This is a genomic window from Actinoplanes sp. NBRC 103695, from assembly GCF_030269485.1.
In the GTDB taxonomy this organism is placed as follows: Bacteria; Actinomycetota; Actinomycetes; order Mycobacteriales; family Micromonosporaceae; genus Actinoplanes.
In genome coordinates, this window is record NZ_BSTL01000017.1 from 140109 (window position 1) to 164941 (window position 24833).

Below are 24833 nucleotides of genomic sequence, written 5' to 3' on the forward strand. Positions count from 1 at the left end.
GGGGAGATACCCCTTACTCGCGTTAACAGTTACCGCAGGTAACACTAAAGCGAGCGGACCCGCCCCGCAAGATGGGAATCCACGCCGAAGTCCCAACCTCCGTCGACCTCGGCGGCGCTGAAGTCCACCCGGGCCGGCAGCAGGATCGGGCGCTTGAAGTCGACCTCCACGACATAGGCGTCCGGCAGCCGCGGGTCCAGGGCGGCCAGGCACCGGGCCACGGTCCACATGCCGTGCGCGATCGGCCGGGGAAACCCGAAGAGACGCGCACCCAGCCGCGACGTGTGGATCGGGTTGCGGTCGCCGGAAACCGCGGCGTAGTCGGTGCCCACCCGCGACGGAACACGCCAGGAAGCCGCGAACAGAGGCGGTGCCGCGCGTTCGCGCTTTCCGGAGACCCCGGAGCCGAGGCGGAGGTACGTGGAAACGCCCGTCCACACCGGCCGATCGTCAACGGTTGCGAGCGCCACCACGTCGAACTGCTGTCCCCTGTGGTGCGGGCGCAGATTCTCCGCCCGTACCGAGAAATGAAGGTCCTCGAAGGACAGCGACCGGTGCACGGTGATGCGATTGGCGACATGCACCAGGCCGACGACCGGAAAAGGAAAATCGGTGGTCATCAGCCGCATCGCCGACGGAAAGGCCAGGACATGCGGATAGGTGCCCGGCAGCCGATCGGTGAGCGGAAAACCGCAGACGCGGTCGTAGGCGGCGAGATGATCGCGGTCCACCGCCACCGACGCGGTCAGAGGCTCGGACGGCAGGCCGGACGACCGGCGGCGTGGCAGCAGCGTGAGCGCGGCTCGGACGAACATCACGCCCCCAGCAGACTCTGCCCGCAGACCCGCACGATGTTGCCGGTGACCGTGCCCGACCCCGGCGCGGCCAGCCAGGCGATCGTCTCCGCCACGTCGACCGGCAGTCCGCCCTGCGACAGGCTGTTCATCCGACGCCCCGCCTCCCGCAGCATCAGCGGCATCTTCGCGGTCATTGCCGTCTCGATGAAGCCGGGCGCCACCGCGTTCACCGTGATACCGCGCCCGATCAGCACCGGCGCGGTCGACTGCACCAGCCCGATCACGCCCGCCTTGCTGGTCGCGTAGTTGGTCTGCCCGCGGTTGCCGGCGATGCCCGCGATCGACGAGACGCCGACGATCCGGCCGCCGTCGTGCAGCAGCCCGCGCTCCAGCAGGGCGTCGTTGATGCGTTCCGGCGCCGACAGGTTGACCGCGAGCACCGTGTCCCACCCGGCCGCGTCCATCTTGGCGATGGTCCGGTCGCGGGTGATGCCGGCGTTGTGCACCACGATGTCGACGCCGTCCGGCAGATGCGCGGCCAGCCGGTCGGCGGCGCCGGGGTGGGTCAGATCGAGCTGGACGGCCCGGCCGCGCACCTCGTTGGCCACCGCCGCGAGCGCGTCACCGGAGCCGGGCACGTCGAGGGCGATCACGGTGGCGCCGTCCCGCCCGAGCGTCCGGGCGATGGCCGCGCCGATGCCCCGGGCCGCGCCGGTGACCAGCGCTGTGCGCCCGTCGAGGGGTCGAGCCGTGTCGGTAGGCTGCGGCGGATTGCCTGGTCCGACCCGGACGACCTGACCGCTGACGTACGCCGAACGCCCGCTCAACAGGAACCGGAGGGTCGACTCCACGGCCGTGTCACCGCCGGGCGCCACGTACACCAGCTGGGCCGTGATGCCCCGCCCGAACTCCTTGCCGATGCTGCGCGTCAGCCCCTCGAGCGCCCGCTGGGCGGTCGCCGCCCGTGGCGCCGGGCAGTCGGAAGGCGCCGTGCCGACGACGATCACCCGGCCGCCTCGCCGCAGCGACCGGGCATGCGGATGGAAGAACTCGTACAGCGCGCTGAGCTGCGACGAGTCGGAGAGTCCCGAGGCGTCGAAGATCAGCGCGCCGTGCGGTGGCGCCCCGGCGTCCAGCACCTCGACACCCATCTTGGTGAGCGTGTCGCGGATCGGGGACGCCGGTCGCCCGCCCAGCAGGACCGGCCCGGCGAGCGCGGCGTCCCGGCGCAGCCGTGGCGGATCGGGCAGCCCGAGGCGCTTGACCAGCGCGTGGCCCGGCCCGGAGTTGGCGAAACTCGCATACCTGTCGCCCATGCGCGTAGCGTACTCGCGAGTAGCTTCGACGGCTGGAGATCGTTATGCGTCGCGTCGCCGTTCTGGGCGGTAACCGGATCCCGTTCGCTCGTTCCGACGGGCGCTACGCCAGGGCGTCCAATCAGGACATGCTGATCGCCGCGCTGGACGGGCTGATCGCACGGTTCGGGCTGGCCGGCGAGCGGCTCGGCGAGGTGGTCGCCGGGGCGGTGCTCAAGCACTCCCGGGACTTCAACCTCACCCGCGAGGCGGTTCTCGGGTCACGGCTCGACCCGCGCACCCCGGCGTACGACATCCAGCAGGCCTGCGGCACCGGGCTGGAAGCGGTCATCCTGGTGGCCAACAAGATCGCGCTCGGCCAGATCGACGCCGGGATCGCGGGCGGCGTGGACACCACCTCGGACGCGCCCCTGCAGCTCAACGAGGACCTGCGCCGGACGCTGCTGGAGCTCAACCGGGCCCGGACGGTGGGCGCGCGGCTGCGGGCGGCGGCCCGGATCCGGCCGCAGCAGCTGGTCCGGCCGGAGATCCCGCGCAACGCCGAGCCGCGGACCGGCCTGTCGATGGGCGAGCACACCGCGATCACCGCCCGGCAGTGGCAGATCGGCCGCCGGGAGCAGGACGAACTCGCGCTGGCCTCGCATCAGCGGCTCGCCGCGGCCTACGAGAGAGGGTTCTTCGACGACCTGATGACCCCCTACCTGGGGCTGACCCGCGACCAGAACCTCCGCCCGGACACCTCCCTGGAGAAGCTCGGCTCGCTGCGCACGGCGTTCGGCAAGGGCGACGACGCCACGATGACGGCCGGCAACTCGTCGCCGCTCACCGACGGCGCCGCCACCGTCCTGCTCGCCTCGGAGGAGTGGGCGGCCGAGCACAAGCTGCCGGTGCTGGCCTACCTCGAGGGCTGCGAGACCGCGGCCGTGGACTACGTGCACGGCGACGAGGGCCTGCTGATGGCCCCGGCGTACGCGGTGCCGCGGCTGCTCGCCCGCACCGGCCTGAGCCTGCAGGACTTCGACTACTACGAGATCCACGAGGCGTTCGCGGCGCAGGTGCTCGCCACCCTGGCCGCCTGGGAGTCGCCGGAGTTCGCCAAGGACCGGCTCGGCCTGGACGCGCCGCCCGGCCCGATCGACCGGGACCGGCTCAACGTGGCCGGCTCGTCCCTGGCCGCCGGGCACCCGTTCGCCGCGACCGGTGGCCGGATCGTGGCGACGCTGGCCAAACTCCTCGCCGAACGGAAATCCGGCCGTGGCCTCATCTCCATCTGCGCCGCCGGCGGCCAGGGCGTCGTGGCGATCCTGAACCGCTGACCGGCGCCGCCGCTTGTGCGGCGTCCAGGCGAAGGCGAGCGTGAGCCCGGCGGTCACGACGGCGGGAAGGTGCGCTGCGTCGAGCGAGCCCACCACGGTGTCGCTCGCCCACTCGCTGAGGAACCCGGAGGCCGGGGGTGTGCACCAGAGCATCGGTCCTGGGTGCACACCCCCGCCGGGATCAGTTGTTGAGGAGGATGCTGCTGGTGCAGGCGCCGCTGAAGGTGCTGTGGATCGTGCCCGACAGCAGTTCGGCGTGGTCGTCGCCCTGGCTGTCGTCGGCCGCGATGCCCTGCAGCTCGAGGATCTGGTTCACGGTGGTTCTCCTTTCGTCGTTCCTCGGATCCCAGAGATCCGAAGTCTGTGGAGGTGCGGGCGCGCCGGGCGTGCGGTCGATCACAGGACGCCGGGGATGAGCTGCGCCGACCGATCGACGGGCGCGCCGGCCAAGGCGGCACGTGCCTGGGTGAGCGCCAGCAGTACGCCCGCGGTTCCGGTGGCGAGGTCCATCGACAGCCGCAGCAGCGCGTGCCCAGGGAAGGCGACGCCCTCGGCGTACGGGACGGCATGCCAGACCAGCGCCTTGACCTGAGTCACCAGCGCGTCCCTCACCTCGCCGGGATCGGTCGCATGGTTCGCCAGCGCATTCATCAGCCCGGCCCGGCCCCCGAACAGGCTCGGCTGGATGGTCACCGGGATGGTGGCGGCGCGCAGCATGCCCGGAAGCAGAGTCGCCAGTCGGTCGTCGTCGCGGTGCCGGAGATAGGCAGCGGCGACCGATGCCATCCCCACGCTGCCGTTGTCCAGATAGGGCAGCAGCCGCCGCCCGTCATCGACCAGCACCTCGCCGGTGTCGGTGACATGGCAGTGCGCGAGGTCCCGGTCGAGCGACTCCTTGGCGAGGTCCAGGAACCGCGGGTCGCCGCTGTCCTCGAACTCGACGAGGTCGAAGAGCGCGACGCCGGTCCAGCCGAACATCAGGCCGGTGCGCCGGTGGGCGGCCGAGGCCGGTCCGGTGGCGGCACGCTGGATCTCCACGAGTCGCTTCACCACCGCCTCCCGCCGGTCGTGCACGGCCGTCTGGTTGGTCGCCCGTGCCAGATGCCGCAGTGCCAGGCCCACGCCGGCCAAGCCGCCGTGCAGGTGCGGCGTGCTGGTCGCCGTCACCGCCTCGTCGGCGGACCGCAGCAGGTCGAGGGCTTCCTGGACGCGGCCGCATCGGTGCAGGACGACGGCTGCGCCGTGGACCCCGCTCAGCAGCCCCGCCCGGACGGGAACGGATGTGGTGGCGGCCCGGACCAGCCAGTCGACGTGCTCGGCGGCCGGCTCCCGGCCGCTCGCGGCGAGGGCGTGGATCGCCCCGGCGGCGCCGTGCGCGAGGTTGTACCCGCCATCGCTGAGTCCGGCGGGATCTCCGGGATGAAGCCGGTCCGCGCGATGGGGCGTCGCGCTCGCCTCGATGGCCGTGACCATGGAACTCTCGAGCCGTCGCAGCCACGGGTCGAGGCCGGCGTCCGGTGGATCGAACAGTGCGGCGACCTGTCGGGAACGGTCGGGAGAGGTGTGAGGACGGGTGAGCCCGGTGCGGATCTGGTCGATCACCGTGCTGGGCACCGGGAACAGCTCGGCGATCGCCGTGACCAGGTCGTCGATCTTCCCGGCGTCGAGATCGAGCAGCGTCGTCAGGGGGAGGAATACGGCGGCGCGCAGGCTGTTCAGCGCATAGATGTCCCGATCGGCGCCCGAGTCGGCGTGCGCCGCCACGTAGCCGGGACAGCCCAGGCTCGGCGGCGGGTCGAGCGGTGGCCGGTAGCTGATCTCGTAGTCGACCAGAGCAACCCGCCCGTCCTGACGGATCATCACGTTGCGGGGATGAAGATCGGCGAAGACGTAACCGCGCGCGTGGATCTCGGACAGCGCGATTTCGATCTGGCTGAGTACGTCCAGGACGATCGCGGTGTAGCGGGCTACCTGCGCCGGATCCGTCACCGACGTCAGGTAGGGGTTCTGCCGGGCCATCATCTGCCACAGCGTCTCGCCCTGGATGTACTCCTCCGCGAGATACCGGTGCTCCCAGACGGAGAACGTGCGATGAAGGGCCGGCACGGCTGAGATGCCGGCCAGGTCGCGCAATGCCCTCGCCTCCGTCTCCAGCCGCAGGACGGCGTCCTGCCCCGCGCCGTCCAGGCCGGCCAGCGGGCGGGCCTCGCGCAGCACCACCCGCTCGCCGGTCTCCGGGTCCCGGGCCAGATAGATCCCCCCGCCGTTGGAGAAGTGCAACGCCCGCTCGACCGTGTAGGGCATCTGATCGGTCGCGCCGACCTGGGCGCTGCGGTCGAGTTCCTGGGCGACGAACGACGGCACGGGAACCCATTCCGGGATCCGGAACACGGGCCCGCGCGGGTCCGGCACCAGCACGCCGTCGGGCCGTCTGATCGCCGGCACGTCGGTCCCGTCCTCGGCGGTGCAGGAGAGCTTGTGGAAGGCCCCGTACCGCAGGTAGACGGGGCCGTCCTGCCATCGCAGATCGCTGAGGATGTACGGCCCGCGGTAGGGCTCGAGCGTGGCCGACAGATCCAGCAGCGCCGCCTCCAGTTCGGGCTCGGAGCAGGTGTAGACGGTGACCAGTTTTCCGCTGCTCCGGCGGGGGGCGTACTTCGCGTTCATGGCGAGGTGCATGCGCGCGGTGGGCAGGAACTTGAATGCCAGTCCCCGGGCGACGCAGCAGTCCCACACCAGGTCGATCACCGCCTCGGTGTCCTCCGGGGTCGCCGAGACATGCAGTTTCCAGCCCTGCTCGGGCAATTTCACCCCGGGCGGTTCGAGGAAGACCCAGGTGCTGTCGATTCTGCGCTCCCAACCAGCCGGAAGGGCCCGGCCGACCGCATCGAAACTCCCTTCCCGGTCATGTCCTGGATGCTCATAGAATGGAGTTCCCGCTTGACAGTAGTCCAAGTAGTTTTCCACGGAACAGGACACCGCCTTTACGTCGGTCCATGCTTTATCCGCATGACGTCTACAGCTTGGGGTTACGCGTAGACGAATGTCAATGGAGTCGACCGGCACGATGAACAGGATGTAAATCACACGCGGTGCTGCTGCACAAAGTAATGAGAAGTCAGGATGTTTCGGGCGGAATTTCGACCACTATCACGCTGTGTGTGCCGGTCGGTCATTCGACAGAAATATCGTCATGATCGTTCTGAAGGCATGATGATCGAAAACGTAAATGCCGCCCCGCATGCCGGCCGAGCCGATTGTCGGAAAGATTGATGCGGAGACGTAAAGCGGAGCGCTAATGTTCGTCCCTAGTGGACCGCGAGAAGGTCCGCACCGTTTGCCACGGAATTCTTGAAGGGACTTGACAAATGACAGTCCGGGAACCGTCCGCCGCCATGATCGAACAAGTGGTCCGAGACGCGATCGAGGAGGCCCTGCACGCGCCGCTCGGCGCCTGGCCGGCCGATCGCCCCCTGTCCGAGGTTCCGGACGCCTTCTTCGACAGCCTCGCCCGGATGGACGCGATCGCCCGGATCAGGCACCGGCTCGGCGCGGGCGCCGGTCTGGACGCGGCCACCGGCCTGGACACGATCGCCGCGATCAGCGCCTGCGTCCGTCGGACGATCGGGATCCGCGCGTGACGCCGGGCGGTGACGGCGGCGTCCCGGCCATCGGCATCACCGACATCGCCATCGCCTCCGCGTTCGGCGGCGACGCTCAGCACACCTGGGAGGAGGTCCGTCGCGGAAACTCCGCGGTGCACCCGAGCAGCCGCTTCGGGGGCGTCCTGATGGCCGAGGTGGACGACGGCAAGATGATCGACGCCCTGCTGGCCGGCCTCGATGAGCGCGGCGTGCCACCGGGCACCGGCATCGCTCTGGGCACCAGCGTCGCGCCCGGCCAGGTCCCGCCCGGCCGGTCACCCTACGACCTGCTCCCGGCGGCCGTGGAGGCGTTCGGACTCCGCGGGCCGCGGGCGTCGTTCGCCACCGGATGCGTGGCCGGTGCCCACGCCCTCTGCCGAGCCGTCGACGTGATCCGCTCCGGCCGGGCGCCCGCCATGCTGGTGGCCGGCGTGGAGATGCCCGACCGTCCCACCCTGGAGGCCTTCCGGGGCTGGCGGGCGACGGACGACGCGCCGATGTCGCCGTACTCACGCAGCGCCGGCACCAACCTCGGCGGCGGCGGAGCCGTCCTGGTCCTGACCGCCGACCCGGCGGCGGAGCGGGTGATCGCGTACGTCGGCGGGTACGGGCTCGCCTCCGACGCGGCCCATGTCACCGCGCCGGCCGCCGACGGGGAGGGACTCGCCCGCGCCATGGCCGCGGCCCTGCACGACGCCGGCCGGTCACCCGCCGAGGTGGACTACGTCAACGGTCACGGCACCGGCACGCGCGCCAACGACCAGGCCGAGCTCAACGCGATGGGCGGGCTCTTCGCCCGGCCCGGCCCGCCGCTCAGCAGTCTGAAGCCGCAGATCGGCCACACCCTGGGCGCGTCGCCGGTACTGGAGGCGGCGCTCACCGCGTACGCCGTCCGCGACCAGTGGCTACCGCCGACGATCAACGTCGACCCCGGCGGCGACCCGGACTGGGACATCGTGCCGGGGGTGTCCCGGCCGGCCCGGCTCGATGTGGCGTTGACCAATTCGCTGGCCTTCGGCGGGATGAACTGTTCGATCGTGCTCGGACGCTCGCCGGGTGCGCACCCGGCCTCCCCCGCCCGGCGAGTCCGGTTCGCCAGGGTCGCGCGGGTGCCGGACCAGGACGCGGCGCGCGGGCTGGTACCCCGCCGGTTCGCCCATCGGCTGGACGATCTGGCCCTGCGGGCGGTCGCCGCGGCCGTCCTCGCCCGGCAGGCCGTCGAGGAGCCGGCAGGGGGCGTGGACCCGAGGCGGATCGGGCTTGTCTTCGCGACCTCCACCGGCCCGGCCCGGTCGCGGGCGGCGTTCGAGGCCACCCTCGGCGAGGGCCGCGACGACACGTTCAGCCCGGTGGCGACCGTGAACGGGGCGGTCAGCGTGGTGGCCGGCTACATCAGCCTGTCCCTCCGGATCCAGGGGCCGATCGCCGTGATCGGCGCGAGCGCGGCCGACGCGACGGTTCTGGAGTACGCCTCCGGCTTCCTGCGGACCGGCCGGGCCGACGTCGTCTTGGTGGTCCACGCCGACGAGGGGATGCCTGCGACCGGCCAGGCACTGTTCGCCCTCTGAAACCGGCGGCCGTGGCTCATCGGCAGCCACACCGAGGCGCTGGTGCGCACCAGCAGGCCAGAGACGTCGAGCTGGGGGTTGCCGAACGACCCGATCATCGGCGTCGGCCGCGGACCTGATCTCCATCTGCGCGGACCGCAGGCATCCACTCATCGTGCCCCGGCGTCCACGCCGGGCCAGACAGGTCACCCGCTCAGGGTGCCTCGTTTCAACGCTTGACCACGACCTTCACGCGGGCCGGCTGTGCCGAGGCGCCGACCGCGTTCAGGGCGGTGACCGAGGCGTAGTAGGTGCGGCCCGGCGTGAGGACCGGCGTGACGCAGGTGCGGACCGTGGCCTTGCTCGTGCACCGTGCGGCCACGCCGCCGCCCCTGAGGGCGGTCCACAGGTCGGCGCGGTAGCCGGTGACCGGGGTGCCGCCGGTCGCCGCGGGCGCCGTCCAGCTCACCGTGACCCGGCTGCGCGCCGAGGTGGCCTTGGGCAACCGCGGCGCGCTCGCCACGGTCCAGCCGTTGCCGTAGACCCGGGCCGTCTCGGCGCTCGAGCCGGCCATGTTCGTCGCGCGGACGCTCAGGTAGATGCGCGCCCCGGCGGTCAGGCCGCCGACCGTGCAGGTCAGCCGTGTCGTGGGTGCGAGGCAGGTGCTGAACGCCGTGCCGCCGGTCGCGAGCCGGTACGCCCGGACGGTGTAGCCGGTGATCGGCTGGCCGCCGGTCGACAGCGGCTCGGTCCAGCTCAACGTCAGCCGGCCCGGTCCCGCGGCGACCTTCGGCGTCCGGGGCGCGGACGGGGCGGTGGGCCGGTCGATCGCCCGCATGGCGGCCGGTCCCTCGCCGAGCGCGCTGACCGCGGACACCCGCACGTAGTAGTTCTGCCCCGCGGTGAGCCCGGTCAGGTTGCAGGACAACGTCGCCGAGGTGCAGCTGCCGATCAGGGTGGTGGAGTTCAGGTAGGCGCGGGCCCGGTACGCCGTCACGGCCGAGCCGTGGTCGTCGAGGGGCGGGAACCAGGAGATCCGCGCGCCGCCGGAGACGTCGGCCATGGCGCGCACCTGCTCCGGCACGCCGGGCGCATCCGTGCCCGGCACCACGCCGTCCGTCTGCAGGCGGATCATCAGCATGCCGAGCGTCGACCCGAACCCGATCTTCGGGAACCGCAGGAGCGTTCCGCCGTCCTCGGCCGACAGTTCCGGGGTCAGCAGGTCGTTCCCGATCGCCGAGATGGCGGTCACCTGGGCGGCGGCTCCGGCGCCCGCCTGCACCGCGGCCAGGTAGGCGGGCGGCAGCCACACCGAGGCGCTGGTGCGCACCGGCAGGCCGGAGACGTCGAGCTGGGGGTTGCCGAACGACCCGATCATCAGGAACGGGTGGTCGCCGAAGGTGTTGGACGTGAACACCCGCTGGTAGGTCTGGGAGTCCGAGGCGACCGTGGTCCCGTCCAGAGCGGCGATGTCGTCCGGGGAGTATCCGTCGAGGTCGAGCGAGAGCCCTTCGAAGCGGACGCCGGTGCCGGCGGCGTCGGCGGTGGAGTTGAAGTCGCCGCACGTGATGGCATCCGCGCACTGGGCGGCCAGGACCGGGTCGGTGGTCCAGTCCACCTGCGTGGCCTTGCCGGTCACGGTCACGACGTAGCCGCTCTGGTCGTCGCCGGTGCGGGTGGCCCGCACGGTGCCGGCGGTCGCGGTGGTCACGCGTGGCACGTACGCCCCGGTGCGGATCACCAGCGACACCTCGCCGGCGGTGACGTCGGGCGGCTGGTCCGCCCAGCCGTCGACGGACCAGCGCAGCGAGGACGGCCAGTCGTTCGAGGCGACGGTGGTGGCGGAGGCGGTCAGCCCGAGGTCCGACAGCGGCTGGACGTTCCCGCCGTCCGGGGTGATGGTCGCCGACTCGACGCACCAGGTCGCCGCGCCGGCGCAGGTCGCGTCCCAGCTCCCGGTGGGCATGCCGTCCACGGTCGCCAGGGCGGGCACGCCGTTCAGCACGGCCAGGGCCAGCACGCCGCTGGTGACGGCGAAGGTGAGGGGCCGGCGCGGCATGGGGGAACCTCCGCTTTCGGGCCCGGAGTCTCCGGGCGCTGTCCGCAACGATCGGCGGCCGGTGCGGGCGCATGACGAAATCCGGATGTGAACAAAAACCGGTGGGGTGCGCCGCGAATTCAGGCGGCGACATGACGAAACCGGGCCTGGGCTCGAAGAGAGCCCAGGCCGGGTCGGTGGTGCGGGTCATGCGGGAGAAAGAACGTTCGTTCCCAGCTGGGAACGAACGTTCTTTCTCCCGCGGCGCGACCGCGGGGTCAGCCGCGCAGGGCGATCACGACCGCCCAGTAGAGCAGGACCGACGCCTGGTTGGCCGTCAGCGCCGGCTTCTTGCCGATCGACGCCACCAGCACCTTGGCCATGAAAGGCACCCACTGGCGCTTGGTGATCATCGTGTCGAACTCGTTCTGCACCGCCTGGCCCTGACCGTTGCTGGCCAGGTACTGGTTGGTCAGGGCGATCAGCCAGTTGACACTGGCCTCCACGGTGTAGGTGACGGTCACCGGCGCTGCCGCGTTGCCGGCCACGTCGACCGCACCCGCACAGACGACCGTGTAGACGCCACGCTCGTTGCTGGTCTGGGTGGCCGTCGCCTTGGTGGCCACGCCCGAACCCGTGTCCGTGGTGGCACAGCTGACCGCGGGGCCGGCGTCGGGGCCGAACTTCGCGCCGTTGGCCGCACCCACCACCGTGACCACCGGGGCGGTCCGGTCGACGTTCACGGTCGCCGTGGCGGTGGTGCTGTTGCCCGCCAGGTCGGTGGCCGTGCCCGGGACCGCGATGCCGGCGCCCTGGGTGGCGACCGTGCTCGCGGCGGGGCAGGTGGCCACGCCGGAGACGGTGTCGGCGCAGGTGAAGCGGACGGTCGGAGCGCTGCGGTACCAGCCCGCGGCGTTCCTGGTCCCGTCGATGGTGGTGCTGACCTCCGGCGCCACCAGGTCCACGTTCACGGTGACCGTGGCGGTGGCGGTGTTGCCGGCCTTGTCGACCGCGGTGCCGGAGACCGTGCGGGCCCCGTTCGCGGTGACGGTCACGTCGGCCGGGCAGTCGCTGACGCCGGAGACGGTGTCGGTGCAGGTGAAGTGCACGGTCGGAGCGGCGCGGTACCAGCCGGCGGCGTTCTTGACGCCGTCCACGGTAGCGGTGATCACCGGGGCGACCTGGTCGACGTCCACCGACACCGAGGTGCTGGTGGTGTTGCCGGCCTTGTCGGTGGCGGTGCCGCTGACGACCCGGCCCTGACCGGCGGCCGGCACCGGCACGTCGGCCGGGCAGCCGGCGATGCCGGAACCCTCGTCGGTGCAGGTGAAGTGCACGGTCGGCAGGGTGCGGTACCAGCCGTCGGCGCTCGCGCCGCCGACCACGGTGGCGGTGATCGCCGGGGCGGCGCGGTCCACGTTCACCGTCACCGAGGTGCCGGCGGTGTTGCCGGCCTTGTCGGTGGCGACACCGGTCAGCGTCCGTACGCCGTCCGCGGTGACCTCGATGTCGGCCGGGCAGCCGGCGATGCCGGACAGCACGTCGTCACAGGTGAAGTGGACGGTCGGGGTGGTACGGAACCAGCCGTCGGCACTGGGGGTGCCCACCACGGTCGCGGAGATCGCCGGGGCGGTGTTGTCGACGCTGACCACCGTGGTGACGGTGACCGAGTTGCCGGCCCGGTCGGTCGCGGTGCCGTCGAACAGCTGGTCGGCGCCCTCGCCGACGGTGGTGTCGGCCGGGCAGTCCTGCACGCCGGTGCCGCCGTCGACGCAGTTCCAGTGCAGCGTGGGGGCGCCGCGGAACCAGCCCTCGACGCCGAAGTCGCCCTGGACGTCGGGGAGCAGCGAGGGGGCGGTCTCGTCCACGTTGACGGTCACCGAGGCGCTGGCGGTGTTGCCGGCGCGGTCGGTGGCCGTACCCGTGATGATCTGACCTCGGCCCTCCTCGGTGACCTTGCGGTCGGCCGGGCAGGCGCCGACGCCGGAGAGCATGTCGTTGCAGGTGAAGTGCACGGTCGGCGCGGCGGTGAACCAGCCGTCGGCGTTGGTGTCGCCGAGCACCGTGGCGGTGATCGACGGCGCCACCCGGTCCAGGTTGATGAACACCGTGTCGGTGGCCGTGTTGCCGGCCTTGTCCGCGGCGGTGCCGGTGAGGCGCTGGTTCGCGCCGTCGGCGGTGACCGTGACGGCGGTCGGGCAGATCGCCAGGGTGTTGACGCCGGACGTGGTGTCGGCGCAGGTGTAGGCGATCGACGGCGGCGACTTGAACCAGCCGTCGGCGGTCTCGGCGCCGGTCACCGTCGACGAGATCGACGGCGCGACCTGGTCGACGTTGAGCGGCAGGGAGACGGTGGCGGTGTTGCCGGCCTTGTCCACCGCGGTGCCGGCGAACCTCTGAGCGATGCCGTCGGTGGCGACCGGGATGTCGGCCGGGCACTTGGCGACCGGCCCGCTGTTGTCGGCGCAGGTGAAGTGGATCGTCACCGGCGTACGGAAGTAGCCGTTCCGGGCCGGCATCGACAGCGAGGCGATGATCGTCGGCGGGGTGCGGTCCGCGCCCGTGGTGACCGTCGTGGTGGTCGTCCTCGAGTCGGTGGTCGGGTCACCGGTCGGCGAGCTGGGCGTCGGCGTCGGGACCGGGGCCGGCGTGGTGCCGGACGGGCCCTCGTAGACCGGCACGGAGCCGGCCAGGGCGCCGCTGCCACCGTTCGCGTTGAACGCCTTGACCTCGATCACCCAGGTCTTGCTCATGTCCAGGGGGAGCGTGGCGGAGGTGGCGGGCGCCTCGACGCGCACCGACTTGGTGACCTTGGCCTCGCCGTACCCGATCGTGTAGTAGGTCGGAGCGGGACCGGTGGTCGCCGCCCGCCAGACCACCTCGACGGTGCCCGGCGCGTCGGCGCGGCGCTGCACCACGAGACCCGTCGGGTCGCCGGGGCGGTAGCGGTCGATCAGCGACTTCGCCGTGTTGCAGGCGCCGAACTCGTTGATCGTGCCGACCGACACGGTGTACGCCCGGGCCGGGTCCACGCCGGGGAACCGCAGCGCCGTGTCCATCGACGTGGTGTCGGACAGCACGACGCCGTCGGAGGCGCGGGACACCACGACGCGGAAGCCGGTCAGCGGCGTGTAACCGGTCCACGACGGCGTACGCCAGGTCGCGGTCAGGGTGGCGCCCTCGTCGGCCCGCCCGGTGGCCATGCCGGCCACGTACGACGGGGTCAGCGCGTTGATCGTCCACACACTGGTCCAGGTGATGGCGCCGGACGCGTCGGACGCGCCCACCTTCACCTTGTACGAGGTACACACGTCCGGCGCGTCGACGGTGTAGCTCAGTGCCGACGCCGGCACGTTCACCACGGTCTCGACGTTGCCGGCGACGGTGCTGACGACGTAGTGGTGCGCGTCGGTCACCGCCTTCCACGACACCTTGATCTTCCGGGCGTCGTCCGCGGTCCGCGTGACGGCAAAGCCCTTCGGGGTGGCGGGGGCCGCGGCGGCGGCCGGGGGCTGCGCGACGGCGGCGAATCCCACCGTCACGATCCCCGCGCCCACCGCGGTGAGCAGTCGCCTCACGTCCATCTGGCCTCTTCTCGGTTACGAGCTCTTCGCACTCAACGGTCGGCGGTGAACCTCAAGCCCGTCTCAACCCGGTGTCTGCATGTCGGCAAGTTCAGGCGGCGGGCAGGGTGAACCAGATCCGCGCGCCCTCACGGAAGTGCGGGTCGGCGTGGATGACGCCGCCCAGCCGCTGCACGATGCGACGGCAGATGGTCAGACCCAGACCCGTTCCCGGGTACGCGTCGGCGTGCGCCCGATGCAGCTCGGCGAAGATGGCCTCGTGCTGCCCGTCCGGGATGCCGACGCCCCGGTCGGTCACCTCGACCCGGACGAACCCGTCCTCGGCGCGCGCGGTGACGTGCACCCGGGCGGGCTCGCCGGGGCGAACGTACTTGAGCGCGTTGCCGATCAGGTTCTCCAGCAGGCGGCGCAGCATCCCGTGGTCGCCGCGCACCGGGGGCAGCACCTCCCGGGTGATCAGCGGCGTCGGCCGGGACAGGTCCCGGGGCCGGTCGGCGATCACGTCGTCGACCAGCGCGGCCAGGTCGATCGTCGCCGGGAGCAGGGGCTCGCCGCGGACGGTCGAGTAGGTGAGCACGTCGTCGATCAGCCGGCTCATCCGGGCGGTGCCGCGCTCGATCTCGGTGACGAACTCGTCGTACTCGAGCGGGCGCGGCCAGCCGACGTCGAGGTGGGCGAGCAGCTGGGCGTACCCGCAGATGCCGGCCAGCGGCGCCTTGAGGTCGTGGCTGATCTCCCGGGCGAAGGTCTCCAGCTCGGCGACGCGGTTCTCCAGCTCGGCGACCCGGGCGCGTTCCTTGGCCAGCTCATCCGTGGTCACGGCGCTCATGCGGGCACCCCCGCTCCGAGGTAGTCGTGCAACATCGCCACGGCGCCGCCGACAGCGGCCTCGACCTCGGCGACCAGCGCCGCCAGGCCCTCGGCGGTGGTGTCGGCGGTGCTGCCGAGCTCGGCCCGCAGGCAGGCCTCGGCCAGCGCGGTGGCGCCGAGCAGAGCACTGGACGACTTGAGGGTGTGCGCGGTGGACCGCAGCGCGGCGTGGTCGCCGGTGCCCAGGGCCTCGGCGAGCGCGGACCGGCGACCCTCGAGCTGGTCCAGGTAGGTGTTGACCGTGGCGATCACCAGATCCCGGTCGGCCAGCTGCTCCTCCAGCTCCCGCAGCGCGGCCAGGCCGGGCGGTTCCGGCTCCGACAGGTACGGCTCCAGCGCCGCCCGCAGCTCCGGCAGGGTGATCGGCTTGCTCAGGTGGCCGTCCATCCCGGCCTCCAGGCAACGCTCCCGGTCGCCGTGCAGGGCGGTCGCGGTCAGGGCCAGGATCGGCGTACGGCAGCCGGCCGCGCGCACCTGCCGGGTCGCGGTCAGCCCGTCGGTGCCGGGCATCTGCAGGTCCATCAGCACCACGTCGTACGCCGTGCCGCCGAGCAGAGCCTCGGCCGCCGCCCCGCCGTCGGCCACCGTGTCGCAGGTGACGCCGAGCAGCTCGATCATGCGGCGGAAGACGGTGCGGTTCACGTCGTTGTCCTCGGCGAGCAGCACCCGTCCGCCGGCCAGGTTCGGCACCGTGATCGGGGCGCCGCGCACGCCCGTACGCTCCTGGTTGAGCGCCGCGACCAGCCGGCCGCGCACCAGCGGCGCGGTCAGCACGCCCGGCTTGCGCACCAGGCCGGTCCGCGGGTCGGTCAGGCTGACCATCAGCGGGCGGCCGTCGGGGGCGAGCGCCGCGGTCACGGCGTCGTAGCGGCGGACCGACTCCGGGTCGTGCGCGTCGTCGATCCACAGCACGGTGTCCACCCCGGGCGGCGGCGTGGTGAGCTCGGCGGGCGACAGCGGCACCGCCTCGGCGCCGGCGCCGGCGAGCAGCCAGGACAGTGCCAGCCTCGACCGGGGTGTGGGGGCGACCACCGCGATCCGGCGGCGGGCCAGCGGTCCCGCGGACGAATCCGGCTCGACGGGCGCGGCCTCCAGCGGCAGGCGGATGGCGAACTCCGAGCCGGCGCCGGGACTGGACCGCACGTCGATCGTGCCGCCCATCCGCTCGACCAGCCGGGCCGCCAGGGCCAGGCCGAGACCGGCGCCCTCGTACCGGCGGGCCGCCGACGAGTCGGCCTGCACGAACGGCGCGAAGATGCGCCGCCGGTCACCCTCGTCGATGCCCGGGCCGGTGTCCGAGACCGTGATCACGTACGCGTCCGAGCCGTCCCGGGCGGCGGTCACCACGACCTCGCCGGACTCGGTGAACTTGACCGCGTTGCCGACCACGCTGGTCAGCACCTGGCGCAGCCGGTCGAGGTCGCCGAGCACCGCGGCCGGCAGGTCCGGCGCGGGGGTGGCGAGCAGCAGCAGGCCCTTGCGGCGGGCGGTCTCCTGCAAGGGTTCGACGACGTGCTCCAGCACCGGGCGCAGCGCGGTCGGCAGCCGGTCCAGGTGCAGGCTGCCGGCCTCCAGGCGGGCCAGGTCGAGCAGGTCGTCGGTGAGGCTCTTGAGCGCGTGCACGGACCGGTGCACGCCGTCGATCACCTCGCGGGTCTCCTGCTCGAGCGGCTGCGCGCGGAGCAGGTCGACGGCGGCGACGACGGTGGTGACCGGGGTCCGGATCTCGTGCCCCAGCAGCGCGAGGAAGCGGGATTTGGCCTGCGCGGCGACGTCCGGGTCGGCGGGGAGCGAAGCGGTGATCAGCCGCCGGCGCGCGCCGCAGTCACTCTCCAGATCCGTCATCCGCAGGCCGTCCGGCAGGGCCACGGGAAGGCAGGCGCCCTCCGGAGGCTCGGACCACCGGGTGTTGGCGACCAGGACGAGACCGTCCGTGTCCACGATCGCCGCCGGTCCGGGTAGTGCCTCGACAAGCGTGCGCGCCGCAAAGCCCATGCGTCGACCTTTCGGGACGGGACCTCGAGGGAGACAAGGTCCGTTCCCACAGGTTCCGGTCGCCCGGGTGCGTCCCGGGTGATCGCCGGGTTGCGAATCAAGAGCGACGGGAGCGGACGCGGATCAGGGCGCCGATCGCGACGATGGCGGCCAGGCCGGCGCCGATCGACCAGGGCAGCAGGTCGACCGGGCCGCGGGCGGCGGCGCGCGGCGGGACCGCCGAGATCAGGACCCGGGAGGCGCCGGTGACCGAGCGGCCGGTGACGATGATGCTGATGCCGGACTGCCCGACGGCGACGAACTGCTGCGGCACCGCCACCCGGACCCGGCCGGTCGCGTCGGCGTGCGCCTGCTGGATCGGGTCGCTGCCGAGGCCGATGTCCACCGAACCCTTGGGCCGGTAGCCGAAGCCGTCCACCTGGAGCTGCTTGCCGTCCGGGGCCCAGGTGAGCACCAGCCGGTCGGACGCGGCCGGGCCGGCCTGAGCGGCGGCGGCCGGGGCGAGGACGCCGAGCACGATCAGCGCGGCGGCGAGCAGCGACGTCAGGAGCTTGGCGTTGTTCGGCATGCACCCAGCCTGCAACGGCGTACGCCCCGGTGGGAACGGCTGCGAGCCAACCTTGCCCCGCGCTTGACCGAACCTTGAACCTCAGTCACAGCAGCACCGCGCCGAAGTACTCAGTCACAGCAGCACCGCGCCGAAGAAGGAGAAGTGAAGTCCCGGCACCGGCGCCCCTCCGTGGTGCCCGCGCGAGCGGACCGGCTGTGGCGCTGGCCGCTCGCTGTCGCCGTGGTCATCTTCGCCGTGAGCGGGCCGCTGCACGCGATGGGCTGGACCGACCTGGTCTACTACGCCTCGCTGGGCGGTCTGACCCTGGGCGGGCTGGCGGTGCCGGTGGGACTGCTGGGGTTACGGCGGCGCCGTTGATGCGACGCCGGACGGCCTGGCGTACCTCCCGGCCCTATCTCGTCGTGCTGGCCCTGAACGCCCTGATCGTCAGCCAGTGGTTCCGTACCGGCACGTTCATCGCGGCCGGCGACATGGGCGCGTTCATCCGCCGCGGCTGGGCGGACGAGGCCAACTGGGCCTGGAACCATCAGACCACCGGCGCCGGGTCGGCCGGGTACACCATGGCCCGCGGCTTCGAGTTCATCCTCATCCGGCTCTGCAAGACCGCCGGGCTCACCGAGTACTCGGCGCAGTGGCTGTTCTACGTCTGCATCTACGGGCTGGTCGGCTTCGGCGTCGCGTACCTGGCCGGCGCGTTCGTCCGCAGCCAGCCGGCGATCGTCGCGGCCGGGGCGTTCGGGCTGCTCAACGGGTTCTTCCTCACGCGGCTGCCGAACCCGCTGAACATCATCTCGGTGGGCTCGGTGGCGCTGATCACCGGCATCGCGATCCGGGTCGCGCAGGGCCGGCGGGTGCCCGCACCGATCGCCGGGTTCGCGCTGATGCCCACCTCGTTCCTGGCGTTCAACCCGCCGATGCTCGTGGTGGCGTACGCCTGGGCGGTCGGCGGCACCCCGCTGCTCGCCCTGCTGGTGCTGGGCCGTGGTCCGGCCGTACGCCTGCTGAAATGGTTTGTCGCGGCGACTCCGTGGGCCCTGGCCCTGAACGCCTACTGGCTGATCCCGCTCGCGCAGAGCTATGTGGGTGGTGGCGGCGCCACCGCGAACGCCACCTTCACCGACCCGACCAACTGGTCCTGGTCGCAGGTCAACAACCTGCCGCCGAACATCCTGACGATGGTGGCCAACTGGGCCTGGTTCCGGCCGCAGTACCTGCCGTTCGCCGAGGACCTGGACCGGCCGTGGTGGATCTGGATCCGCTACCTGCTGCCCGCGCTGGTGTTCCTGGCCCCGCTGCTCGCCCCGAAACGGCTGCGGCGCGTCGCGTTCGGGCTGATCGGCCTGGTCATCCTGTTCGTCTTCCTGGCCAAGGGTCTGCGGCCGCCGTTCAACAAGATCAACCTGTTCCTCTACCTGCACGCGCCCGGGTTCTGGCTGTTCCGCGAGCCGATGAGCAAGCTCGGGCAGTTGCTCGTGTCGTTCTACGCGGTGCTGCTGGCGATCGGGTGCGAGGGGATGCTGCTGCGGCTCCGGGCGGCGCCCCGGCTGCGGGTTCCCGGGTGGTCCAGACGATTCGCCTACGCGGGGAGCGCGCTGCCCCTGCTGCTGGTGCTGGCCTACCCGTACCCGCTCTACACCGGTGGCGTGATGCCCGACGAGCGGCCCACCCAGCCCTCCACCCACGTGCGCGTGGCCCCCCAGTGGTGGGACCTGGCCGCCCACTTCGACGCCGACCGCCGCCCCGGCAAGGTCCTGGTGCTGCCGCTGGACGACTACTACCAGATGCCCACGACGTGGGGTTTCTTCGGCGTGGACAGCATCGCCAACCTGCTCATCCGGCATCCCGTGGTGCAGCCCAAGCCGGACGGCTACTTCGGCGACGTGGCCGGGTTCAGCGCCGACGTGAAGGCGATCGAGGCCGCCCTGCTCGCCGGCGACCTCACGCCGGTGCCCAAGCTGCTCGACGCGATCGGGGCGAGCCGGGTCATCGTCCGGCACGACCTGGTCCGCGGGCTGCCGAACCGGTACTTCGCCGACGACCGCAAGCTCGCCGCCGCGATGGACCGGGTGCCGGGCGGGCGGCTCGAGGTGGACGGCATGCTGCAGCTGTGGACGTTCGGCGACGGCAGCAGCCCGACGATGCGCACGTACGACAGGGTGCTGGACGCCCCCGCGCGGGCCGACGCCGGTGCGGCGGTGCTGGGGACGGTGGACACGCGTACCGCGATCGCCGCCCGCCAGAACACCGCGACCGTCCCGCTCAGCCCGCAGGTCGACTCGGCCGCGGTGGTGACGCCTGACGTCGTGCACTGGCCGGTGCCCGCGGTGGACAGGGGCTCGCCGTCGACCACCGTCGACGTCGAGGCGGGCCGCTACACCCTGGCCCAGCGCGCGCGGGCCGAGGCCGTGCTCCAGCCGCGCGTCGACGCCGCGCGCCGCCGCCTGCTGCTGATCGACCCGACCGTGGTGAAGGTCGACGGCCGTCCGGTGTCCACCCGGCCCACCCTGACCGTCCCCATCCCGCCCGGCCGGCAGGTCATCGCGCTGCGGACCGGCAACCGCACCGTCTCGCTGGACGGGCCGGGCCGCGCGGCCACCGTCCCGGTCGGCGCCGCCACCGAGCTGACCCTGCTGGCCGCCGCCCGCGAACCGGCCGTGGTCAGCGACTACGCCCCCGTCTCCGACTGCAACGACTACGAGCCGCGCCCCTGGGCGGACCTCGGCCTCCGCCGCACCGTGACGGGGGCCGGGGCGAACCGGACCGTGCGGCTCACCGCCGCCGACCACGCCGCCTGCACCAGCGTGCGGGTCAGCGACGTCAAGCCCGGCCAGCTCTACCGGGTCCGTCTGCAGTACCGGCACCTCGCCGGGTCGCGCCCGCAGATCTGCCTGATGCAGTCCGGCTCGTCCGGCTGCGAGCTGGCCGCCCGCCCCCGGCTCACCGACGGCTGGAGCACCTGGGAGCGCACCGTCTCCGTCGACGGCGACGGCGCCCTGGACGTCATCCTGCACGCCGACGTGGGCCAGCGGTTCAAGGGCAGCACCGTCGTCGAGTACCGCGGGCTGCGGGTGGACGCGATGGAGGCGGTGGCCACGCGGACGGTCTGGCCGCCGGCCGTACCCGAGGTCGCGGTCGATCTGACCGCCGGGAAGCACCGGCTCAGCGTGGACGGCGGGCCGGCCGGCTCGGCGCTGGGGGCGTTCGAGCCGCTGGAGGACTGCTTCCGCTACGACGACCAGACCCCCGGCCAGGCCGGGCTGGCCGCCGAGTCGCAGATCGGCGCGGACGGCGAGACCACCTACACGCTCAAGGCGATCCGCCACCTGGCCTGCATCGGCGCGTCCGCCGGCGACGTCGGCGCCGGTTCGCTCTACGAGCTGTCCATGCAGGCCCGCAGCGTGGCCGTCCGCAACCCCAAGTTCTGCCTGTACCTGCGCGGCCCCGACCTGTGCCGCACGCTGCCCGCGGTGGCCCTCTACCAGGGCTGGACACGCTACGAGACGCTGATCCCGCCCGATCCGGACGCGGTCGAGACCCGGCTCTACCTCTACGGCATGCGCGACCTCGAGGAGCAGCGGCAGTCCCAGGTCGAGTACCGCGGTGTCCGGCTGCGCCCGGTGGCCTCGGCGTCCTCGATCGTGCTGGTGCGTCAGGCCGGTTCCTCGGACAAGTCCGCTGTGGACTGGCAACAGCGAAACCCGGCCCAGTTCACGGGTACGGTCGTCGCGAGCGGCCGTACCGCGGTGGCGCTGGCCGAGAGCGCCGCACCGGGCTGGGCGCTGAGCGGGGTCGACGGGGCCCGCAAGGTGACCCTGCAGGGCTGGATGAGCGGCTGGCTGCTGCCCTCCGGCGGTGACGTGACGATCCGGTACACGCCGGCCCGCATCGCCCGGGCCGCCTACTACCTGCTGCCCGTCACGGTCCTGGCGTCCCTGGTGTTCATGTGGCTGACCCGGGTTCCGCCCGGTCGCCCCGGCGGTTGGATCTCCCGGCACCGCCGGCGTCGCTTCCGGGGGTTGCGTCACTTCCGGGAGCTGCATCGCTTCCGAGGGCTGCATCGCTTCCGGGGGTTGCCATGGTGACGATGAAGCGCTTGAGCACGGCCCCCGCCCACGCGGCCCCCGCCCGCCTGATTCCTTCCCGCAAGCTTCCTCCCTGGGCCCGGAAACGGCGGGTGGCCGGCGCCGCGCTGCTGGTCCTGGTGCTGGTGCTGGCCGCCCTCTGGCCGCTGAGCCGGTACGTGGGCGCGGACACCGTCCGGGTCGTGGCCGTCGGCGACATGGCCTGTGATCCGGCCGACCCGGGCATGAAGCCCACCGGCAGGAACGCCCGCGACCACTGCCGGCACCGGGCCGTGTCCGACCTGGCTGTCGCCCTCGACCCCGCCGTGCTCGTCGGTCTCGGCGACTTCCAGTACGAGCTGCCCACTCTGGCGGCGTACCACAGCGTCTACGGCCCGTCGTTCGGCCGGCTGCGCGACCGCACCGTGCCCGTCTACGGCAACCAGGAGTACAAGGTCCAGGACGCGGCCACGTTCACCGAGTACTTCGGCGACCGGGTCCGGGACCAGCGCGGCTACTGGTCGGAGCAGGTCGGCCGGTGGCACCTGGTCGTGCTCAACTCCAACTGCGGCGCGGTCGCCGGCGGCTGCGGGGACGGATCGCCGCAGCAGACCTGGCTCGACAAGGACCTGGCCGCCGCCGGCAGCCGCTGCGTCCTCGCCGCCTGGCACCACCCGCGCTGGTCCACCGGGATCGCCGGGCCGGACCCGCGCACCGACGCCCTCTACCGGACCCTCGCCGAGCACAAGGTCGAGATCGTCCTCTCCGGCCACGAGGCGCACTACGAGCGGTTCCCGCCGCTGAACCCGGCCGGGGAGCGCGCGCCGGAGGGCGTCCGGCAGTTCGTGGCCGGCACCGGCGGCCAGGCGCACTACCGCCCCTCCCAGGCCGGTCCGGGCGTGCATAGTCCCGGCCCGGCCAGCGAATACGCCGACTACGACCACCACGGCGTCCTCGAGCTGACGCTGACCCCCACCGCGTACGAGTGGAGATTCCACGCCCTGGAGGCGGCCGAGCCGGTCTCCGACTCGGGCCGCGAGACCTGCTACTGACTCACGAGGCTGTCAACCTTTGTTGACGCGACCGACGATGTCAACTACGGTTGACGGATGGCCGTCCTGACCCGTGTTGCCGCCGCGACGCCTCGGCGTCCGCCGCCGCGTCCCAGCCGTCTGCTCCTCGCCGGCTTGATCGCCGGCCCGCTCTTCACCGTGGCCCATGTGGTGCAGAGCGCCCTGCGTGACGACGGCTACTCGGCAATGCGCGACCCGGTCAGCTCCCTAGCGATCGGCGGCTGGGCCCAGATCGCCAACTTCCTGGTCTGCGGTGTGCTGGTCCTCCTGTTCGCTGTGGGTCTGCGCCGCAGCCTGCGTCCCGGTCCGGGCGCCACGGCCCTGCCGATCCTGGTCGGGATCTGGGGTGTGGGGCTCCTCGGCGCGGGAGTCTTCGTCACCGATCCTGTCGGTGGACCCGTCACCTGGCACGGGCAACTCCACGACCTGGCGTTCTCGCTGCCCGGATTCGCCGCGCTGACCGTCGCGATGCTGACCGCCGGGATCGCCTTCGCCCGCCGCCGGTCGGGCCGCTTCGCGCTGTATTCGGCTTTGAGCGGCGCCGCCTTCGCCACGCTGTTCGTCCTCGCGACGGCAGGCTTCTCCGGCTCTGAATCCTGGGCGGCGACGGCCGGCCTGTGGCAGCGCCTCTGCGTCTCGGTCGGCTGGCTGTGGCTGGCCCTGCTGGCGGTGAACCGCCGCCGAATCCGCGAGGCGCCCTGATCGCCCCGCAGCGGGTCTCGCAAATTCCTCGTCAACGCCGCTGAGGCGGCGGTGGCGGCCCTCATCGTGTTCACCTGGTGGCGCCGCGATCGCCCGGATCGAGCCCGGCGACCGACGTCGCGTGCCGGCGGCCCGGCTCCTGCGGCCCGGGCCGCACGGCTCTGGGACTCATAGGACAGACTTGGTTCCCATGGACGTCTCGGACTGGGTGTCGTCGATGGGTGGACCGCTGGTCGTGGTGCCGGTCTCGGCACTGCGGGAGTGGCAGGGCTGCACGCCGCAGGGCCGGATCCTCGGCGGCGGGGAGGTCGCCGACGACTACGACCGCGCGTGTGCGGTCGAGGAACTGGCCGGGCCGGTGCCGGTCGGCGGGAAAGGGCCACAGGCTCTGGTCCTGGGCGAGGAGCCGGCCACCACCTGCTTCCTGCCCGAGCACCGGGCCTTCGTCCGCTGGCTGGCCGCCGATTCCGAGGACGAGCTGATCGCGGCGGCGCGGGCCGTGCTCGACGATTCGGCCACCTCGTGGGTCGACTGCGGCACCTGGGTGACGGACGGCCCGGCGATGCTGCTCGACTCGGCCAACGCCGGCAGCGACCTGGACAGCCTCGGCCCCGAGAAGGCCGCGGTCGACCTTCCGGCGGGAAACTGGGCGGTGCGGGCGATCCACACCCAGGTCGACGACGAAACGTGGGTCGGCGTCGTCCGTCTGGCCTCTGAGTAGGGACGCTTCGCTGCGATGTCCGCCACCCTGGCGCGGGTGCGGGTCCATCGACAGGTGGCTGCGTTGGCCCGGCCACGCTGGTGCATGCGGAAGCTGCCGGCTCTTTCGCCGGGCTTGTGGTCAGGCCGGGCTGCCAGGCGGCCGGGGTGCCCACTCACGGTGGTAGCCGCCGCTCACGGTGGTAGCCGCCGCTCACGGTGGTAGCCGCCGCTCGCGGTGCCGCCGCTCACGGTGGTAGCCGCCGCTCAGGGTGGTAGCCGGGCGGGGGAGTGGTAGGACCGGGCGGCATCTCGGTTGCGACCGGTCGGCGACGACCGCCCTGGCCGTTCACTCTCGCGGTCGGTGGTAGGTCAGGGCGCTATCCGAGACCGCTGACCGCTCCTCGCTACCACGCGTGCGGGTCGTGGTGGCTCAGCGCGGCATTCAAGCCTCGGATGCCGCGCTGTCCCACCACTGCGCGCCTCTCCTACCACTCGCGCAGGCTTCTACCACCGACCGCGCCTGGCGACTGCGCGCCTCTCCTACCACTCGCGCAGGCTTCTACCACCGACCACCGACCACCGACCACCGCGCCTGGCGACGGCCGCGAGCGGCGGCA

At 72.4% G+C, this 24833-nt stretch carries 17 protein-coding genes; 8 read left to right on the forward strand and 9 right to left on the reverse strand.

The features are described from left to right. Window positions 1–44: 44 nt before the first annotated feature. Window positions 45–815: a MaoC family dehydratase gene (locus tag QSK31_RS29540; RefSeq protein WP_285687833.1), complete on the reverse strand. Its 771-nt coding sequence runs from the start codon at window positions 813–815 to the stop codon at window positions 45–47. Then, window positions 815–2113 carry a 3-oxoacyl-ACP reductase gene (locus tag QSK31_RS29545; RefSeq protein WP_285687757.1) on the reverse strand — a complete coding sequence of 433 codons (1299 nt, stop codon included), beginning with the start codon at window positions 2111–2113 and terminating at the stop codon, window positions 815–817. The genes QSK31_RS29540 and QSK31_RS29545 overlap by 1 nt, the downstream gene beginning before the upstream one ends. A 44-nt stretch (window positions 2114–2157) precedes the next feature. Here QSK31_RS29545 and QSK31_RS29550 point away from each other — a divergent pair, with 44 nt between their 5' ends. Further along, complete coding sequence (locus tag QSK31_RS29550) at window positions 2158–3429, forward strand: acetyl-CoA C-acetyltransferase (protein WP_285687758.1); 1272 nt, start codon at window positions 2158–2160, stop codon at window positions 3427–3429. Between the two features lie 181 nt (window positions 3430–3610). Here QSK31_RS29550 and QSK31_RS29555 read toward each other — a convergent pair whose 3' ends face one another. Then, the gene (locus QSK31_RS29555; protein WP_285687759.1) at window positions 3611–3745 is read right to left on the reverse strand and encodes a hypothetical protein; all 135 of its coding nucleotides are present in this window, start codon (window positions 3743–3745) and stop codon (window positions 3611–3613) included. A gap of 80 nt (window positions 3746–3825) precedes the next feature. Then, window positions 3826–6516 carry a class III lanthionine synthetase LanKC gene (lanKC, locus tag QSK31_RS29560; protein ID WP_352244509.1) on the reverse strand — a complete coding sequence of 897 codons (2691 nt, stop codon included), beginning with the start codon at window positions 6514–6516 and terminating at the stop codon, window positions 3826–3828. A gap of 308 nt (window positions 6517–6824) precedes the next feature. Here lanKC and QSK31_RS29565 point away from each other — a divergent pair, with 308 nt between their 5' ends. Then, window positions 6825–7070 (forward strand): acyl carrier protein, encoded by a 246-nt coding sequence (locus tag QSK31_RS29565; RefSeq protein ID WP_285687761.1) that lies wholly within the window; start codon window positions 6825–6827, stop codon window positions 7068–7070. Continuing rightward, window positions 7067–8641 carry a beta-ketoacyl synthase N-terminal-like domain-containing protein gene (locus QSK31_RS29570; protein WP_285687762.1) on the forward strand — a complete coding sequence of 525 codons (1575 nt, stop codon included), beginning with the start codon at window positions 7067–7069 and terminating at the stop codon, window positions 8639–8641. The genes QSK31_RS29565 and QSK31_RS29570 overlap by 4 nt, the downstream gene beginning before the upstream one ends. Window positions 8642–8849: 208 nt before the next feature. Here the strand turns inward: QSK31_RS29570 and QSK31_RS29575 are convergent, their stop codons facing one another. From QSK31_RS29575 to QSK31_RS29595, 5 genes are all read right to left on the reverse strand, one after another. Beyond that, complete coding sequence (locus tag QSK31_RS29575) at window positions 8850–10679, reverse strand: fibronectin type III domain-containing protein (protein WP_285687763.1); 1830 nt, start codon at window positions 10677–10679, stop codon at window positions 8850–8852. Window positions 10680–10936: 257 nt separating this feature from the next. Beyond that, complete coding sequence (locus QSK31_RS29580) at window positions 10937–14242, reverse strand: Neogenin (protein ID WP_285687764.1); 3306 nt, start codon at window positions 14240–14242, stop codon at window positions 10937–10939. 91 nt (window positions 14243–14333) lie between these two features. Continuing rightward, window positions 14334–15071 carry a sensor histidine kinase gene (locus tag QSK31_RS29585; protein WP_285687765.1) on the reverse strand — a complete coding sequence of 246 codons (738 nt, stop codon included), beginning with the start codon at window positions 15069–15071 and terminating at the stop codon, window positions 14334–14336. Beyond that, entirely contained in the window at window positions 15068–17107 is a 2040-nt protein-coding gene (locus QSK31_RS29590; protein ID WP_285687766.1) for an ATP-binding protein, read from the reverse strand. The genes QSK31_RS29585 and QSK31_RS29590 overlap by 4 nt, the downstream gene beginning before the upstream one ends. Window positions 17108–17204: 97 nt before the next feature. After that, window positions 17205–17675: a hypothetical protein gene (locus QSK31_RS29595; protein ID WP_285687767.1), complete on the reverse strand. Its 471-nt coding sequence runs from the start codon at window positions 17673–17675 to the stop codon at window positions 17205–17207. Between the two features lie 144 nt (window positions 17676–17819). Between QSK31_RS29595 and QSK31_RS29600 the strand changes: the two genes are divergently transcribed. The 5 genes from QSK31_RS29600 to QSK31_RS29620 all read left to right on the forward strand — a co-directional run bounded on the left by QSK31_RS29600 (window position 17820) and on the right by QSK31_RS29620 (window position 24235). After that, a complete protein-coding gene (locus QSK31_RS29600; RefSeq protein ID WP_285687768.1) occupies window positions 17820–18035 on the forward strand; it encodes a hypothetical protein in 216 nt (71 codons plus the stop codon). Then, window positions 18035–21760: a hypothetical protein gene (locus QSK31_RS29605; protein WP_285687769.1), complete on the forward strand. Its 3726-nt coding sequence runs from the start codon at window positions 18035–18037 to the stop codon at window positions 21758–21760. Before QSK31_RS29600 ends, QSK31_RS29605 begins: the two co-directional genes overlap by 1 nt. 2 nt (window positions 21761–21762) lie before the next feature. After that, window positions 21763–22791: a metallophosphoesterase family protein gene (locus tag QSK31_RS29610; RefSeq protein ID WP_285687770.1), complete on the forward strand. Its 1029-nt coding sequence runs from the start codon at window positions 21763–21765 to the stop codon at window positions 22789–22791. A gap of 57 nt (window positions 22792–22848) precedes the next feature. After that, the gene (locus QSK31_RS29615; protein WP_285687771.1) at window positions 22849–23514 is read left to right on the forward strand and encodes a DUF998 domain-containing protein; all 666 of its coding nucleotides are present in this window, start codon (window positions 22849–22851) and stop codon (window positions 23512–23514) included. Window positions 23515–23704: 190 nt separating this feature from the next. Beyond that, on the forward strand, window positions 23705–24235 hold the full coding sequence (locus QSK31_RS29620; RefSeq protein WP_285687772.1) for an Imm21 family immunity protein: 531 nt from the start codon (window positions 23705–23707) through the stop codon (window positions 24233–24235). Window positions 24236–24833: the final 598 nt, after the last annotated feature.

Bases quoted from the DNA above. Each gene is read 5' to 3' on its own strand.
- QSK31_RS29540 (WP_285687833.1), bottom strand. From the start codon at position 815: ATGTTCGTCCGAGCCGCGCTCACGCTGCTGCCACGCCGCCGGTCGTCC.
- QSK31_RS29545 (WP_285687757.1), bottom strand. From the start codon at position 2,113: ATGGGCGACAGGTATGCGAGTTTCGCCAACTCCGGGCCGGGCCACGCG.
- QSK31_RS29550 (WP_285687758.1), top strand. From the start codon at position 2,158: ATGCGTCGCGTCGCCGTTCTGGGCGGTAACCGGATCCCGTTCGCTCGT.
- QSK31_RS29565 (WP_285687761.1), top strand. From the start codon at position 6,825: ATGATCGAACAAGTGGTCCGAGACGCGATCGAGGAGGCCCTGCACGCG.
- QSK31_RS29575 (WP_285687763.1), bottom strand. From the start codon at position 10,679: ATGCCGCGCCGGCCCCTCACCTTCGCCGTCACCAGCGGCGTGCTGGCC.
- QSK31_RS29580 (WP_285687764.1), bottom strand. From the start codon at position 14,242: ATGGACGTGAGGCGACTGCTCACCGCGGTGGGCGCGGGGATCGTGACG.
- QSK31_RS29585 (WP_285687765.1), bottom strand. From the start codon at position 15,071: ATGAGCGCCGTGACCACGGATGAGCTGGCCAAGGAACGCGCCCGGGTC.
- QSK31_RS29590 (WP_285687766.1), bottom strand. From the start codon at position 17,107: ATGGGCTTTGCGGCGCGCACGCTTGTCGAGGCACTACCCGGACCGGCG.
- QSK31_RS29595 (WP_285687767.1), bottom strand. From the start codon at position 17,675: ATGCCGAACAACGCCAAGCTCCTGACGTCGCTGCTCGCCGCCGCGCTG.
- QSK31_RS29605 (WP_285687769.1), top strand. From the start codon at position 18,035: ATGCGACGCCGGACGGCCTGGCGTACCTCCCGGCCCTATCTCGTCGTG.
- QSK31_RS29610 (WP_285687770.1), top strand. From the start codon at position 21,763: ATGAAGCGCTTGAGCACGGCCCCCGCCCACGCGGCCCCCGCCCGCCTG.
- QSK31_RS29615 (WP_285687771.1), top strand. From the start codon at position 22,849: ATGGCCGTCCTGACCCGTGTTGCCGCCGCGACGCCTCGGCGTCCGCCG.
- QSK31_RS29620 (WP_285687772.1), top strand. From the start codon at position 23,705: ATGGACGTCTCGGACTGGGTGTCGTCGATGGGTGGACCGCTGGTCGTG.